The sequence below is a fragment of the Aquabacter sp. genome (assembly GCF_965279295.1).
Classification (GTDB): domain Bacteria; phylum Pseudomonadota; class Alphaproteobacteria; order Rhizobiales; family Xanthobacteraceae; genus Aquabacter.
In genome coordinates this window covers 15,298-28,415 of sequence record NZ_CBDIHQ010000001.1, presented here as the reverse complement: position 1 = coordinate 28,415, position 13,118 = coordinate 15,298, and the positions used below count along the sequence as shown (strand labels likewise).

Sequence of the window (13,118 nt, the reverse complement as noted above, 5' to 3'; positions counted from 1 at the left end):
TATCTAGTGCGCCAAGGCGCCGACGTCACGGGCTCACGCCACCGAAAGCGGCTCAAGCAAATGGGCGGCCTTGCGCACCACATCGGCGAGCCCGCGTGTCGCGGCGAGGCCCGCGACCTCTTCCGGCAGGAACCAGCCGACTTCGGTGGCTTCCGGGCCGGGCATAGGCTCGTTGGCGCGCCAGAGGGCGGCATGGGCGATCACCACGAAATGGCTCGCCAGTGCGCCGTCATCCCCGTGCGAGATGAAGTCCAGCACTGCCGCGACGCCGAGAACCTCGATGATGACGCCCACCTCCTCCATCACCTCCCGCGCGGCCGTTTCTGCGACGCTTTCGCCCGGCTCGACCCGTCCGCCGGGAAGGCTCCACAAGCCAAGGCCGGGGGCAAAGCCGCGCTTGGCCAGGAGCACCCGCCCGTCGCGAAACACCGCCGCACTCGCCGCGATGGTCGGCCGAATTTCCGGCGCCGTGTTTTTGGTTTGCGTCATGCGCCCGCCCGCTCTTGTGCCCCAGCGCGGCCACCTTACCTTCGCTGGCTGACAGCCACACGCGATTCGTGATGACCCCGCCACAGACCCCGCTTCGCCCCTCCAGCCCGCCTCAAGCCGAGCCTCCGCGGGCGTGGCAGCGCATGCTGTCAGGCCGGCGGCTGGACCTGCTCGACCCCTCGCCGCTGGACATCGAGATCGAGGACATCGCTCACGGCCTATCGCGGGTGGCGCGGTGGAACGGGCAGACCAGCGGGGACAACATCTTCTCCGTCGCCCAGCACGCCTTGCTGGTGGAGCGCATCTCGCGCCGTGCCACGCCGGATATCGACCATCGCTGGCGCCTCGCTTTGCTGCTGCACGACGCACCGGAATATGTCATCGGCGACATGATCTCGCCGTTCAAGGCGGTGCTCGGCGGCGACTACAAGGCGGTGGAGGCGCGGCTGCTCGCCGCCATCAGCCTGCGCTTCGGCCTGCCCGCCGTCTGGCCCGAAGCCCTGGTGAAGATCGTCAAGGCGGCGGATCGCTCCTCCGCCTATCTTGAGGCGACCCGGCTCGCGGGGTTTTCCAGCCCCGAGGCGCGGCGCTTCTTCGGCCAACCGACCCGCCTCGATCCCGCCGTGGAAAGAGACTACCTCACCCCCTGGACCGCCGAGACCGCCAAGAGCCGGTTTCTCGCCCGTTTCGAGGAGCTTGCGCGATGATCCATGTCTGCTCCCTTGCCCGCCTGCACGAAACCGTGGAGGCGACCGGCGCGCGCCATGTGATCACCCTGATCAATGGCAACACGGTGCTGACGCGCCCGAGCAATGTCGACCCGACAAACCATCTGTTTCTCGGCCTGAACGACATCGTCGACGAGGTCGAGGGGCTGGTGGCGCCCGCGGAAGCCCATATGCATGAGCTGCTGGAGTTCGTCGGAAGCTGGCCGCGCGAGGCGCCGCTGGTGATCCACTGCTATGCCGGCATCTCCCGCTCCACGGCCGCCGCCTATGTCACGCTCTGCGCGCTGCTGCCAGGGCGGGACGAGACGGAGCTGGCATCGCGGCTGCGGGCGGCCTCTCCCACCGCGACGCCCAACGCCCGCATCATCGCCCTGGCCGACGCCGCGTTGGGGCGGGAGGGGCGCATGGTCAAAGCCATCGCCGCGATCGGGCGCGGGCGCGACGCATTCGAGGGCGAACCCTTCGGCCTCGCGCTCGACTGAGGCTCAGTCGAGGGTCGGAAGGAGATGGGCGCCATCCGGGCCGAACGGCAGCGGCATCTCCCACCGCACCGCGCGCAGATCCAGCGGGCCGTAGAGGTGGGGAAACAGATCGCCTCCGCGCGAGGGCTCCCAGGCGAGCGCGTCGCCCAATTCCCAGGTGTCGATGGCGATCAGCAGGAGATCGCCCTGGCCGGCGAAATGCCGCCGGGCGGTCTCGCCCACCTGCGCGGCCGTGGAGAAATGAATGAAGCCGTCGGCAAGGTCGACCGGCGCACCGTCGAACCGGCCCGCCTGCCTTGCCTGTTCCCACAGAGCGGCAGGGGCGATCTTGTAGATGAGGGCGGGACGCGTCGTCATATCCTTTTCTAGCCCTGCCCGGACGCCGAGGCCAAGACAGAATTGGCGGTATGACGAGGCGGGGGAAATAGTTCCTTTATTTGCCGGATTGAATACTTATTTTCCTAAAGGTACTGTTCGCCCTCAGGAATCATCATGCGGCGGCGCGAGGCAGAATCGCATCTTCGCGTGAAAGTTGAACACCGCTGGAAACGGATCGCAGGACACTCATGCTGACCCATGGACAAGTCTGGGGCGCCCTGGATCGCCTCGCCGCGCAATACGGTCTTTCCGCTTCCGGCCTTGCCAAGCGATCGGGCCTGGATTCCACCGCCTTCAACCGCTCCAAGCGCATCACCCCCGATGGCCGGCCGCGCTGGCCCTCCACCGAAAGCCTCGCCAAGGTACTGGCCGCAACCGGCGCCACCGTGGATGACTTCACGGCCCTGCTCGATGGCGCCGCCGGCACCGCCCGGACGCGCGAGATCGCCTTCGCCGAGGAGCCGCCGCCACCGCCGCGCCTGCGCGCGATCCCTCATATCGGCCTCGCCCAGGCGGGGAAGGGCGGATATTTCGACGATGCCGGCTTTCCCGTCGGCGGCGGGTGGGACGAGATCGTCTTCCCCGCGGTCGAGGACGAGCACGCCTATGCGCTGGAAATCTTCGGCGACAGCATGCAGCCGGTCTATCGCGAAGGCGACGTGGTCATCGTCTCCCCCGCCGCATCGGTGCGGCGCGGCGACCGGGTGATCGTGAAGACCCGCGAGGGCGAGGTGCTCGCCAAGGAACTGGTGCGCAAGACCGCCAAGACGGTCGAACTGCGCTCGGTGAACCCGGCGCACGAAGACATTCAGTTCCCGCTCTCGGATGTCCTATGGATCGCCCGCATCATCTGGGCGACGCAATAATCCAGCGGCTGGCCCTCACCGGCTGGCGCCAGGCACCCAGAGGACATCGCCGACGCCGCGCGCGTTCACATAGCGGCTCGCCACGAACAGCAGGTCGGACAGGCGGTTGACGTATTGGATCGCGGTCTTGCCGACGCTTTCCTGCGGCACCTGCGACAGCGCCACCATCAGCCGCTCCGCCCGGCGCGACACCGTGCGCGCCTGGTGCAGATAGGCCGCCGCCGGTTCACCGCCCGGCAGCACGAAGGAGCGCAGGGGCGCAAGATCGGCATTCAGCCGGTCGATATCCGCCTCCAGCTTGTCCACCTGAGAGGCGACGATGCGCAGGGGCTCGTAGGCGAGCGGCGCCGCGCCGGGACGCTCCGGCGTGCAGAGGTCGGCGCCGAGATCGAACAGATCGTTCTGCACCCGGCTGAGGACGCCATCCACCTCGGGAAGCCCGGCGAGGTGGAGCCGGGCGATGCCGATGGCGGAATTGGCCTCGTCCACGGTGCCATAGGCCTCAACCCGCAGATCGTGTTTGAGGACGCGCTCGCCCGAGCCGAGGCCGGTGGTGCCGTCGTCTCCGGTGCGGGTGTAGATCTTGTTGAGCTTGACCATATTGCGGCGTGCCTAGTGGCGCATGGCGTAGATGGTGATCATCACCAGCACGATGGCGAGGAACTGGAACAGCACCCGCATCTGCATCAGCTTCTGCGAGCGGCGCGGCGATCCGCCGGCGGCCAGGTTCACAAGCCCAAGCACCAGAACGCCCGCGACCATGGCGAGCGCGATCGGAATGAGGAGATAGATGGTCCAATTCAGCATGGCGGCAACCTTCGCCCCGGTCGGGGCTTGCGTCAATTCAGATAGACCAGCGCGCCGTTGAGGGCGGCAGCATAAAGCACCCACGGCACATAGGGCACCAGCAGCCAGCCCGCCACATCATCCGCCAGGGACGCCGCCCGCAGCGTCGCCACCAACGCCAATACCAGCGCCACGATGATCACAAGCCCGCCCACCAGCGCGTGCAGACCAAAGAACACCGGCGACCAGAGCGCATTGAGCGCCAGTTGCAGCAGGAACAGCCGGATTGCCCTGCCACGCATGGGGGTTTCCGGCGCCCGGTCCCACAGGCGCCAGAGCGCCATGCCCATCAAGGCGTAGAGCACGGTCCACACAATCGGGAAGGCGCTGTTGGGCGGGGTCCATTCCGGCTTGGCGAGCCCGGCATACCAAGTGGGGATCTGGGGATAGGTGGCCGCAGCCCCAAGTCCGCTCACGGTAGCCACCAGGAGGAAGCAAACCAGCAGCCGGATGAGAGAGGCGACAAGCGTCGTGCGCGGCTTAAACAGCGCGTTGGAGAAGAACTCATTCATGGCGACAGCCTCGGTCGAACCGCCCCGCGCCGTCAAGACAGGCCGGCCATGCGCGAGAAAGTCTTGAATTTGCGTCGCTTCGGAGGCAAAGCACCGCCATGACCGACCTTTCCAAGACCGCCGCGCCGCGCCTCACGCGCTCGGACCTGCGCACCCTGGCCCTTTCAGCTCTCGGCGGGGCGCTGGAATTCTATGATTTCATCATCTTCGTCTATTTCGTGGTGGTGCTGGGCAACCTGTTTTTCCCGCCCGGCATTCCCGACTGGCTGGTGCAGCTCCAGGCGTTCGGCATTTTCGCCGCCGGTTATCTGGCGCGTCCCCTGGGCGGCATCCTGCTGGCGCATTTCGGCGACACGCTCGGCCGCAAGCGCATGTTCACCCTGTCCATCTTCCTGATGGCGCTCTCCACCTTCGGCATCTCCTGCCTGCCGACCTTCCATTCCATCGGCTATGCCGCGCCGCTCCTGCTGCTGCTGATGCGGGTGCTGCAAGGCGCGGCGATCGGCGGCGAGGTGCCGGGCGCCTGGGTGTTCGTGTCGGAGCATGTGCCGGCGAAGCGCATCGGCCTCGCCTGCGGCATCCTCACCTGCGGGCTGACATCGGGCATTCTGCTCGGCTCCCTGGTGGCCACCGCCATCAATCGCGGCTTCAGCGCGGCGGACATCCATGATTATGCCTGGCGCATCCCGTTCCTGCTGGGCGGCGTGTTCGGCTTCTGCGCGGTCTATCTGCGCTCCTGGCTCGAGGAGACGCCGGTCTTCAAGGAGATGAAGGCGCGCAAGGCGCTGGCGTCCGAACTGCCGGTGAAGGTGGTGATCCGCAACTTCGGACCGCAGGTGCTGCTCTCCATGGCGCTCACCTGGCTGCTCTCTGCGGCGATCGTGGTGGTCATCCTCATGACCCCCACCCTGCTCCAGACCCGCTACCATATCGACGCCGCGACCGCGCTCACCGCCAACAGCCTCGCCACCCTCACCTTGTCGGCCGGCTGCATCATCACCGGCCTGCTGTGCGACCGGTTCGGCGCCGGGCGGGTCCTGGGCCTGGGGTCGGCGGCACTCGCCGCCTCCTCACTGGCGCTTTACCATTTCGTCGCCGTGCGGCCGGACCTCCTGATGCCGCTCTATGCCCTGGCGGGCTTTACGGTGGGCATGATCTCGGTGGTCCCGTTCATCATGGTGCGGGCGTTCCCGCCCTCGGTGGCGTTTTCCGGCGTCTCCTTCTCCTACAACGTCTCATACGCTGTGTTCGGCGGCCTCACCCCGCTCGCCGTGACCCTGGCGCTACAGGTCGACCCGTTCGCCCACGCCCACTACATCGTGGCGCTGTGCATCATGGGCTCGGCCATCGGCAGCGGCCTGATCGTCCGCGAGCGCAGCCGCGCCGGGTAACGCGCACGCAGATGGCTGCGTTTGAGATTTGAGAGTGCCGCCCTTGCGCGCGTGACCCTCCCACTCGGCAAGGGGAAAAACCCCCGACATCTTGTTCGGGAGGCGCGCCCCTCAGGCGGCGCCGAACCGATGCAGGCCGGCGCCGTGGGTCTTGAGCCAGGCCTCGGCCGCCCGGCGGCCGGGGAAGATGCGCTCCACATTGCGCCAGTAGCGCGGGCCGTGGTTCATCTCCAGCCGGTGCGCCACCTCATGGGCGGCGAGATAGTCCAGCACATGGGCCGGCGCGAGAATGAGCCGCCAGGAGAACGACAGCGCCCCATCCGCCGAGCACGAGCCCCAGCGGCTTGAGGTGTCGCGCAGGGTGACGGGGCCGACCTCCACCTTCAGCGCCGCAGCATGCCGCTGCACCGCCTCCACCAGATCGGCGCGGGCGCCGCGCTTCAGGAAATCCTGCACCCGCCGCGCCAGATGCGGGAGATCGCCGGCGACGCACAGCAGCGCCTCGCCGTCCGCGTCCTGCTCGGTCCAGCAGGTGCCGCGCGCGCCGAGGCGATGGACGATGCGGTGAGGCACCCCGCGCAGTGGGATGACCGCGCCGTCCACGAACGGCACCGCCTCCGGCAGCCGCACGAGGCGCGCGCGCACCCAGCCGGCATGGCGTTGCACGAAAGCATCTGCTGTAGCGAAAGAAATGCCGGGAGGAGCGGTCACGGCGACATCACGCGTCGCCGCGCGCACGCGTAGCGTCAGCCGGCGCGCGGACGGATGGCGGCGCACGGACACGCGCACCACCTCGTCATCAAGCGCAAGCTCGATCCATTCCGGCGCCCGCATGGCGGGCGGCCTGTCCTGCCTGCGAAACAGCATGGCAATCCAACAGGAAAAACGGGGCTCTGGCGCACACGCCGCGCGCACGTCCGACGCGGCGAATCGCCTTCCCATCCATCCTAGGGTGTGAAAGCGGCCCCTGAAAAGAGGGCGGGGGCCGCGCTCCAATGGCGATATTTGATCGAAATTACGGTGTTACCAGCCGGGGCCGCAGCGTGGTGACCGTGGCGCCATCGCCCTGCACTTCCTCACGACGGGCGAATTCCTGGCTCAGGATAAAGTCGGAAATGCGCGGCGCAATCTCAGAACGGAAGCGCGAGCCGTTGAACACGCCGTAATGGCCGACCCCCGGCTGGAGCCAATGGGCCCGCTTGTCGTCCGGGATGTTCGGACACAGGCGATGGGCGGCATAGGTCTGGCCGACGCCGGAAATATCGTCCTTCTCTCCTTCAACCGTCATCAGCGCGACGTTACGGATCGCCTCCATCCGCACCGGCTCGCCGCGATGGGTCATCTCGCCCTTCGGCAGGGCGTGGCGGATGAACACGTTGTCCACAGTCTCAAGATAGAAGGCGGCGTCCAGATCCATGACGGCGAGATATTCGTCATAGAACTCGCGATGCTTCTCGGCGCTGTCGCCGTCGCCCTGGATCAGGTGCCGGAACAGATCGTAATGGGCGATCAGATGGCGATCCAGATTCATGGTCATGAAGCCATTGAGCTGGAGAAAGCCGGGATACACCTCGCGCTGCGCGCCGGGATGGGGCCAGGGCACGCTGGTGATGACATTGCGGCGGAAGAAGTCGATGCCCCGCTCCACTGCGAGCTGGTTCACGGCGGTGGGGGATTCGCGCGTGTCGATCGGACCGCCCATGAGGATCATGGATTTCGGCGCGCAGGGATCGTCGGTCGCCTCCATCCGCGCCACCGCCATGGCGACCGGCACCGCCGGCTGGCAGACCGCCAGGACATGGCAGTCCCCGCCCATGCGGCGGAAGATGGAGATGAGATAATCGACGTAGAGATCAAGGGTGAACCGGCCCTCCGCCATCGGCACCATCTTGGCGTCGGCCCAATCGGTCACATAGACGTCGTGGGTCGGCAGCAAGGCTTCCACCGTGCCGCGCAGGAGGGTGGCGTAATGGCCCGACATGGGCGCGACCACGATCAGCTTGGGCTGCGGCCTGCGCGGCGGATACTCGAACGCGCGCTCGAAATGCAGCAGTCGGCAGAACGGGCGTTCCCACACCGGATTGATATGGACCGGGACCCGCGTGCCACCCACCAGGGTGTAGGGCAGATTCCAGTCTGGCTTGGCATAGCGGCGCGTGGCGCGCTCGAACAATTCAAAGCCCGCGGCCATGGATTTCCCCATGGTGGTGTGGGCCGCCGGGTTCATGGGATTCTTGAGGAACATGCGGCTTGCGCCGGCCATGGCACGGGATGGATTGAGCGCCGCATGGGTCATCTCATACATCCAATACAGCGGCGCCGAGAGGGTGGTTCCTCCAACGGCCGGTTGCTTCACAGCACCGCCGAATTCTCCGATCGCCATCTTGCGTACCTCATCCTCATTCCAGGACCAAAGATTGTCCTGCACCTGCCAAACGGTCAATCACGAGGAAAGATCCATAAGATAAACCGCACGGTCATACACAACTATGCTTTCGAGGATCTCTCCAAACACTGAACGAATGAACAACGAAACCGCGCGGTTTTGCTCTCGCCCGGGCGACATAGGATCGTGTAACTTCTTGAATAAAGACGCTTTTGGCGCTTCTATGGTTCCACCCACCCCGGTTTGCGGCCCCCCTTTCATGATTGCCACCTCCTCTGCCTTCACGTTTCCCAATGGCCGCTCCATGGGGCTGCGGCTCGACACGCTGATCCGACTGCGCTGGCTGGCGGTGGCGGGGCAGAGCGTCTCGCTGTTCGTGGTCTATGTGCTGCTCGGCTTTCCCCTGCCAATCGTCGCCTGCCTCGGGGCGGTGGCGCTTTCGGTCTTGGCGAACCTGCTTTTGCGGGTGCGCTTCCCCATCGCCCAACGCCTCGGCGATTTCGCCGCCGGTCCGCTGCTCGCCTATGACGTGCTGCAGCTGACCGCCCTGCTCTACCTCACCGGCGGGCTGAACAACCCGTTCGCGCTGCTCTATCTCGCCCCGGTGATGATCTCGGCGGCCGCTTTGTCGTGGTCCACTACTGTCGTCCTGGGCGTGTTCGCCATCACCTGCGCGGGAGCGGTGGGCCTGTTCCACCAGCCGCTGCCCTGGTCCGGCCCCGACCAGCCGATGCTGCCGGACCTGTTCCTGGCAGGCATCTGGGTCTCGATCACGGTGTCCATCGGCTTCATCGGGCTGCATTCCTGGCGGGTGGCGGAAGAGGCGCGCGAGCTGGCCGACGCGCTCGCCGCCACCGAACTGGTCCTGGCGCGTGAGCAGCATCTCTCCCAACTCGACGGGCTGGCGGCGGCGGCGGCGCACGAACTCGGCACACCACTCGCCACCATCGCGCTGGTGGTGAAGGAGATGGAACGCTCCATGAAGCCGGATGACCCCTACGCGGAGGACATTCTGCTGCTGCGCGACCAGGTGAAGCGGTGCCGTGACATTCTCCAGACCCTGACATCGCTGGGCTCGGGCGACGCGCCGTTCGATCGCATGCCGCTCTCCCACCTGCTGGAAGAACTGGTGGAGCCGCACCGCAATTTCGGCATTACCATCACCGTCAGCCTGCCAGAGAACCGCACGGACGAGCCGGTGCTGGCGCGCAATCCCGGCCTGATCTACGGCCTGGGCAATCTGGTGGAAAATGCCGTGGACTTCGCCAAGACGCGGGTGGAGCTGGAAGCGCGCTGGACCACCTCGCGCATGGAGATCGTGGTGCGCGACGATGGCCCCGGCTTCTCGCCCGAGGTCAGCGACCGCATCGGCCAGCCCTATGTGACCAGCCGCGCCCGCGACCGGCAGAGCCCGGCGGAAGAGGAAAGCGGGCTTGGGCTCGGCTTCTTCATCGCTAAAACCCTGCTGGAGCGCACCGGCGCCACCCTGTGGGTGGAAAACCGCCCGGTCCCCGCCTCCGGGGCCGAGGTAAAGATCTCCTGGATGCGCAGCGCGCTGGCTATCGATGCATAAAAGTGCGACAAAACGCCACCATGTATCCTATTCTGCCCCCAAACGGGGGTAAAAGCCGCCGAGGTTCAACAGCAGCGAAATTGCCCTCCCTCGTTTATGGAGACGGGCCTGCCTACAAGCGGTCCCACACAGCCGGAACGGCCGCTCCAGCCGCGTCTTAAGGAAGAACAAAACTATGGCCGAGATCCCACTGTCCGAGATTGAAGGCGAACGCTCCGTCCTGCTTGTGGACGACGACCGCTCCTTCCTCCAGCGCCTCGCCCGCGCCCTGGAGAGCCGGGGCTTCGCGGTTTCCACCGCCGAGACGGTGGCCGACGGCCTCGCCCAGGTGGAGAGCGCGGCGCCGGCCTATGCGGTGGTGGACATGCGGCTCGGCGACGGCACCGGCCTCGACGTGATCTCGGCGCTGAAGCGCAGCCGTCCCGGCGCCCGCGCCGTGGTGCTCACCGGCTATGGCAACATCGCCACCGCCGTCACCGCCGTAAAGCTGGGCGCGGTGGACTATCTCGCCAAGCCCGCGGATGCCGACGACGTGGTGGCGGCCCTGATGGCCAACGGCGACCACAAGCCCTCGCCGCCAGAAAACCCAATGTCTGCCGACCGGGTGCGGTGGGAGCATATCCAGCGGGTCTACGAACTGTGCGGCCGCAACGTCTCCGAGACCGCCCGCCGGCTCTCCATGCACCGCAGGACGCTCCAGCGCATCCTCGCCAAGCGGGCGCCGCGCTAGGCGCGGATGCCTTGTCGGGAAATGGCTTCGCCGCTATAGTAGGCAATATCACTACTAATGGGCGAAAAGGCATGGACGAAGCGATCTCCGCGGCGGATGCCAACCGCAACTTTTCCCTGATCATGCGCGCCGTGCGCGAAGGGCGCAGCTACATGGTGACGAGCCATGGTCGCCCCGTGGCCCGAATCATTCCCGCCGACCAGCGTGACGCAGCGGAGCTATCAGCCAAGACGACCCTGCTTGATCGCCTGGAACGACAGCCGGTCTCCGATGCCGGCCGTTGGAGCCGTGAGGAGCTTTACGAGGACGAACCGTGAGGATCGCTCTCGACACCAACATCCTGGTCTATGCGGAAGGCGTGAACGGCGCGGAGAAACGCGCGATGGCGATCGATCTGGTCCGACGCCTGCCTCAGGAGCGCACCGTTCTCCCGGTCCAGGCGCTCGGCGAACTGTTCCATGTCCTGGTCCTAAAGGGTGGCCGGTCCCGATCCGATGCCAGAACCGCGCTCCTCGGGTGGCGCGACACATTCTCGGTGATGGAGACCTCCCCGGACATCATGATGGCCGCTTCCGATCTCGCCACGGACCACCATTTCAGCATCTGGGATGCCGTCATCCTCGTCGCGTCCTCCCACGCGGGGTGCCGGCTTCTGCTGTCGGAGGATCTCCAGGACGGCTTCACCTGGGGCGGTGTGAGCGTGGTGAACCCGTTCGCTTCGCCACGGCACGCGCTGCTGGATGCGGTTCTGACAGCGCCACGGTAGAGCGTCTTCAACCCCGTCGGCTGTTTACCGCAGGACGCTTCAGCGTATCCTCTCCAAGCGCGCGCCTCGGTGACGCTAAGGAACCGGAGCGCCCTTGATGTGCTTCCTGTTCCCATGATGCCAATTTTGACCCTCGCCATGACCCTCTTAAGCGCCACCGCCGCACATGCCGCCTCAACCGGCCTGCAAGGCTATCGCGGAAAGGCGCGCCCGCTGGTGGTGGTAGCGCAATCAACGGACCAACCGGAATTCCGGCAGCAGATGGCCGAGATCGAGGCGCACAAGGCCGGTCTCGCGGAACGCGACATGGTGGTCCTGACCTCCGTCGCCGCCGACGACCCGCTGCGCGCGACACTTGGTCTGCGGAGCGGCGCTTTCCAAGTGGTCCTGGTTGGAAAGGATGGGCACATCGCCGAGCGATGGTCCTCCCCCGTGACGATGACCGCCGTATTCGCGCGGATCGATCGCATGCCCATGCGCCGGGACGAAATGCGGCGCGCGCGGTAGAGCTCTCGATTGGCGCGAGGCCTGCGCGCCGTGCGGGTCAGCTACAGTTCCCCAAGCCCCCGCAGCTCCGGATCGTAGAGCAGCGCGAGGCGCCCGGCGCCGGCGCGGGCGAGGCGGATGAGGAGGGCTTTTCGGGTCGCGGCGGGGAGGGCGTGGAGGGGTGGCGGGCGGATCAGTTCCGCGCCGAACGCATCGCCCACCAGGATGCCGACGTCATCCGGCAGGATTTCCAAGGGGAAATCCGGTTTCACGGCGAAGCACAGGCGGTCGCAATAGAGGCGGTATTCCGGCCATTTCTGATCGGTGCGGAAATCGGCGATCGAGGATTTGATCTCGATGATGGTGATCTCCCCCTTCACGTCCAGCGCGGCGATGTCGGCGCGGCGACCCGAAGCGAGGCAGAATTCGGGGATGCCCAAGAGCCCCAAAGCCGCGAGATGGCGCAGCACGCCGCGTTGGAGCGCCAGCGCGGTGGGCGACTGGCGGCCATCGCTGCGCAGCGCCGGCTCGCCGATCACGGCCGCGTCTCCACTGCCAACGCGCGGGCGCGTCGTTCCAGCCGGGCAGTACGCGCCCGCGCCATGGCAGCGTTAAATTCCCCGCCGAACAGGAAAATCGTGGCGGTGAGATAGAGGAAGACCAGCGCGATCATCACCGAGGCGAGGCCGGCATAGGTCGTGACGTAATTGGCGGGAAATTCGTTGAGATAGAAGCCGAAAGATGCCGCCGCGATCAGCCACAACGCCAGCGTCACGCCGATGCCCGGCGCGATCTCGCGCAGCGTGCGATGCCCGGCCGGCAGCCATTTGTGGGCCACCACGAGGCCGATGACGAGAACCACCGAGGTCGCGAGATAGCGTGCCAGCGTCACCGCCGGGCTCAGGTGCCGCACGGCGGGGAGATTGTGCTCGACGATGCGCCAGATCAGCGGGCCGAGCACCACCAGAAATGACAGCGCCAGCATGCCGGCGGCGCCGATCAGCACATAAAGGATGGATTCGAACCGCAGCCGGTACCAGGCCCGGCCCTCCTTGGTCTGGTAGGCGCGATTGAGGCCGATGCGCAGGCTCTCGACGCCGTTGGAGGAGAAGTAGATCGCCAGCGCCACGCCGAAGGTCAGGAGGTCGGTGCGGACATGGTTGACCACATTGTAGATTTCGCGGGCGATCGGCTCGGCCACCGCGTCCGGCCAGGTGTCGAGGATGAGCTGGATGGTCTCGTTGGCGAGCGGCCGCAGGTCCAGGAACGCCGCCAGGGACGTCACGAAGATCAGGAACGGGAACAGGGACATGAGGATCGACAGGGCGATATGGCTGGCGATCGCCCAGCCATCGTCCGCGACGAAGCTCCATAAGGCGTCCATGACGACGTTATAACCGCGCACCAACATGCCGCTTTTGCTCCGCCGGCCCATCATAAGCCAAACGGCCCCTGCGTCGCGAGGTGGCAGATGGCGCAGGGGAA

18 protein-coding genes are annotated in these 13,118 nt (G+C 66.4%); 9 read left to right on the top strand and 9 right to left on the bottom strand.

Going from position 1 to position 13,118, the window contains the following annotated elements:
• Positions 1-33: 33 nt before the first annotated feature.
• On the bottom strand, positions 34-489 hold the full coding sequence (locus ADADO0_RS00185; protein ID WP_511303027.1) for an NUDIX hydrolase: 456 nt from the start codon (positions 487-489) through the stop codon (positions 34-36).
• Positions 490-560: 71 nt separating this feature from the next.
• Here ADADO0_RS00185 and ADADO0_RS00180 point away from each other — a divergent pair, with 71 nt between their 5' ends.
• Together ADADO0_RS00180 and ADADO0_RS00175 are read left to right on the top strand one after the other, a co-directional pair.
• Complete coding sequence (locus ADADO0_RS00180) at positions 561-1,196, top strand: HD domain-containing protein (protein WP_511303026.1); 636 nt, start codon at positions 561-563, stop codon at positions 1,194-1,196.
• Entirely contained in the window at positions 1,193-1,699 is a 507-nt protein-coding gene (locus ADADO0_RS00175; RefSeq protein ID WP_511303025.1) for a tyrosine phosphatase family protein, read from the top strand. The genes ADADO0_RS00180 and ADADO0_RS00175 overlap by 4 nt, the downstream gene beginning before the upstream one ends.
• A 3-nt stretch (positions 1,700-1,702) precedes the next feature.
• Here ADADO0_RS00175 and ADADO0_RS00170 read toward each other — a convergent pair whose 3' ends face one another.
• Positions 1,703-2,056 carry a DUF952 domain-containing protein gene (locus ADADO0_RS00170; RefSeq protein ID WP_511303024.1) on the bottom strand — a complete coding sequence of 118 codons (354 nt, stop codon included), beginning with the start codon at positions 2,054-2,056 and terminating at the stop codon, positions 1,703-1,705.
• A 209-nt stretch (positions 2,057-2,265) separates the two neighbouring features.
• Between ADADO0_RS00170 and ADADO0_RS00165 the strand changes: the two genes are divergently transcribed.
• Entirely contained in the window at positions 2,266-2,943 is a 678-nt protein-coding gene (locus ADADO0_RS00165) for a LexA family transcriptional regulator (protein WP_511303023.1), read from the top strand.
• A gap of 15 nt (positions 2,944-2,958) precedes the next feature.
• Here ADADO0_RS00165 and ADADO0_RS00160 read toward each other — a convergent pair whose 3' ends face one another.
• Genes ADADO0_RS00160 through ADADO0_RS00150 form a run of 3 tightly spaced genes read right to left on the bottom strand, consistent with a single transcriptional unit; the run spans position 2,959 to position 4,301 of the window.
• Positions 2,959-3,543 (bottom strand): cob(I)yrinic acid a,c-diamide adenosyltransferase, encoded by a 585-nt coding sequence (locus ADADO0_RS00160; RefSeq protein ID WP_511303021.1) that lies wholly within the window; start codon positions 3,541-3,543, stop codon positions 2,959-2,961.
• A gap of 12 nt (positions 3,544-3,555) precedes the next feature.
• Positions 3,556-3,750, bottom strand: coding sequence for a twin transmembrane helix small protein (locus ADADO0_RS00155; RefSeq protein ID WP_511303020.1), 195 nt, complete (start codon positions 3,748-3,750; stop codon positions 3,556-3,558).
• Between the two features lie 32 nt (positions 3,751-3,782).
• On the bottom strand, positions 3,783-4,301 hold the full coding sequence (locus tag ADADO0_RS00150) for a TspO/MBR family protein (protein WP_511303018.1): 519 nt from the start codon (positions 4,299-4,301) through the stop codon (positions 3,783-3,785).
• A 98-nt stretch (positions 4,302-4,399) separates the two neighbouring features.
• On the opposite strand from ADADO0_RS00150, the gene ADADO0_RS00145 reads away from it, so the two are divergent.
• The gene (locus tag ADADO0_RS00145; RefSeq protein ID WP_511303016.1) at positions 4,400-5,692 is read left to right on the top strand and encodes an MFS transporter; all 1,293 of its coding nucleotides are present in this window, start codon (positions 4,400-4,402) and stop codon (positions 5,690-5,692) included.
• Positions 5,693-5,803: 111 nt separating this feature from the next.
• Here the strand turns inward: ADADO0_RS00145 and ADADO0_RS00140 are convergent, their stop codons facing one another.
• Entirely contained in the window at positions 5,804-6,559 is a 756-nt protein-coding gene (locus ADADO0_RS00140) for a M48 family metallopeptidase (protein ID WP_511303014.1), read from the bottom strand.
• A 148-nt stretch (positions 6,560-6,707) separates the two neighbouring features.
• Positions 6,708-8,075: a polyhydroxyalkanoate depolymerase gene (locus ADADO0_RS00135; protein WP_511303012.1), complete on the bottom strand. Its 1,368-nt coding sequence runs from the start codon at positions 8,073-8,075 to the stop codon at positions 6,708-6,710.
• A 262-nt stretch (positions 8,076-8,337) separates the two neighbouring features.
• Between ADADO0_RS00135 and ADADO0_RS00130 the strand changes: the two genes are divergently transcribed.
• From ADADO0_RS00130 to ADADO0_RS00110, 5 genes are all read left to right on the top strand, one after another.
• Positions 8,338-9,651, top strand: coding sequence for an ActS/PrrB/RegB family redox-sensitive histidine kinase (locus ADADO0_RS00130; protein ID WP_511303010.1), 1,314 nt, complete (start codon positions 8,338-8,340; stop codon positions 9,649-9,651).
• Positions 9,652-9,826: 175 nt separating this feature from the next.
• Positions 9,827-10,381 carry an ActR/PrrA/RegA family redox response regulator transcription factor gene (locus ADADO0_RS00125; RefSeq protein ID WP_511303008.1) on the top strand — a complete coding sequence of 185 codons (555 nt, stop codon included), beginning with the start codon at positions 9,827-9,829 and terminating at the stop codon, positions 10,379-10,381.
• A 71-nt stretch (positions 10,382-10,452) separates the two neighbouring features.
• A complete protein-coding gene (locus ADADO0_RS00120; RefSeq protein ID WP_511303007.1) occupies positions 10,453-10,698 on the top strand; it encodes a type II toxin-antitoxin system Phd/YefM family antitoxin in 246 nt (81 codons plus the stop codon).
• Positions 10,695-11,147 carry a PIN domain-containing protein gene (locus ADADO0_RS00115; protein ID WP_511303006.1) on the top strand — a complete coding sequence of 151 codons (453 nt, stop codon included), beginning with the start codon at positions 10,695-10,697 and terminating at the stop codon, positions 11,145-11,147. The genes ADADO0_RS00120 and ADADO0_RS00115 overlap by 4 nt, the downstream gene beginning before the upstream one ends.
• Positions 11,148-11,285: 138 nt before the next feature.
• A complete protein-coding gene (locus ADADO0_RS00110; protein ID WP_511303005.1) occupies positions 11,286-11,654 on the top strand; it encodes a DUF4174 domain-containing protein in 369 nt (122 codons plus the stop codon).
• 41 nt (positions 11,655-11,695) lie between these two features.
• On the opposite strand, the gene ADADO0_RS00105 is transcribed toward ADADO0_RS00110, so the two are convergent.
• Together ADADO0_RS00105 and ADADO0_RS00100 are read right to left on the bottom strand one after the other, a co-directional pair.
• A complete protein-coding gene (locus ADADO0_RS00105) occupies positions 11,696-12,169 on the bottom strand; it encodes an MmcB family DNA repair protein (RefSeq protein WP_511303055.1) in 474 nt (157 codons plus the stop codon).
• Complete coding sequence (locus tag ADADO0_RS00100; RefSeq protein ID WP_511303004.1) at positions 12,169-13,044, bottom strand: YihY/virulence factor BrkB family protein; 876 nt, start codon at positions 13,042-13,044, stop codon at positions 12,169-12,171. Before ADADO0_RS00100 ends, ADADO0_RS00105 begins: the two co-directional genes overlap by 1 nt.
• Between the last annotated feature and the right edge of the window lie 74 nt (positions 13,045-13,118).

Coding starts and splice junctions, on each gene's coding strand:
- ADADO0_RS00145 (WP_511303016.1), top strand. CDS start 4,400: ATGACCGACCTTTCCAAGACCGCCGCGCCGCGCCTCACGCGCTCGGAC.
- ADADO0_RS00130 (WP_511303010.1), top strand. CDS start 8,338: ATGATTGCCACCTCCTCTGCCTTCACGTTTCCCAATGGCCGCTCCATG.
- ADADO0_RS00170 (WP_511303024.1), bottom strand. CDS start 2,056: ATGACGACGCGTCCCGCCCTCATCTACAAGATCGCCCCTGCCGCTCTG.
- ADADO0_RS00160 (WP_511303021.1), bottom strand. CDS start 3,543: ATGGTCAAGCTCAACAAGATCTACACCCGCACCGGAGACGACGGCACC.
- ADADO0_RS00100 (WP_511303004.1), bottom strand. CDS start 13,044: ATGTTGGTGCGCGGTTATAACGTCGTCATGGACGCCTTATGGAGCTTC.
- ADADO0_RS00140 (WP_511303014.1), bottom strand. CDS start 6,559: ATGCTGTTTCGCAGGCAGGACAGGCCGCCCGCCATGCGGGCGCCGGAA.
- ADADO0_RS00125 (WP_511303008.1), top strand. CDS start 9,827: ATGGCCGAGATCCCACTGTCCGAGATTGAAGGCGAACGCTCCGTCCTG.
- ADADO0_RS00185 (WP_511303027.1), bottom strand. CDS start 489: ATGACGCAAACCAAAAACACGGCGCCGGAAATTCGGCCGACCATCGCG.
- ADADO0_RS00155 (WP_511303020.1), bottom strand. CDS start 3,750: ATGCTGAATTGGACCATCTATCTCCTCATTCCGATCGCGCTCGCCATG.
- ADADO0_RS00165 (WP_511303023.1), top strand. CDS start 2,266: ATGCTGACCCATGGACAAGTCTGGGGCGCCCTGGATCGCCTCGCCGCG.
- ADADO0_RS00120 (WP_511303007.1), top strand. CDS start 10,453: ATGGACGAAGCGATCTCCGCGGCGGATGCCAACCGCAACTTTTCCCTG.
- ADADO0_RS00110 (WP_511303005.1), top strand. CDS start 11,286: ATGACCCTCTTAAGCGCCACCGCCGCACATGCCGCCTCAACCGGCCTG.
- ADADO0_RS00180 (WP_511303026.1), top strand. CDS start 561: ATGACCCCGCCACAGACCCCGCTTCGCCCCTCCAGCCCGCCTCAAGCC.
- ADADO0_RS00150 (WP_511303018.1), bottom strand. CDS start 4,301: ATGAATGAGTTCTTCTCCAACGCGCTGTTTAAGCCGCGCACGACGCTT.
- ADADO0_RS00135 (WP_511303012.1), bottom strand. CDS start 8,075: ATGGCGATCGGAGAATTCGGCGGTGCTGTGAAGCAACCGGCCGTTGGA.
- ADADO0_RS00175 (WP_511303025.1), top strand. CDS start 1,193: ATGATCCATGTCTGCTCCCTTGCCCGCCTGCACGAAACCGTGGAGGCG.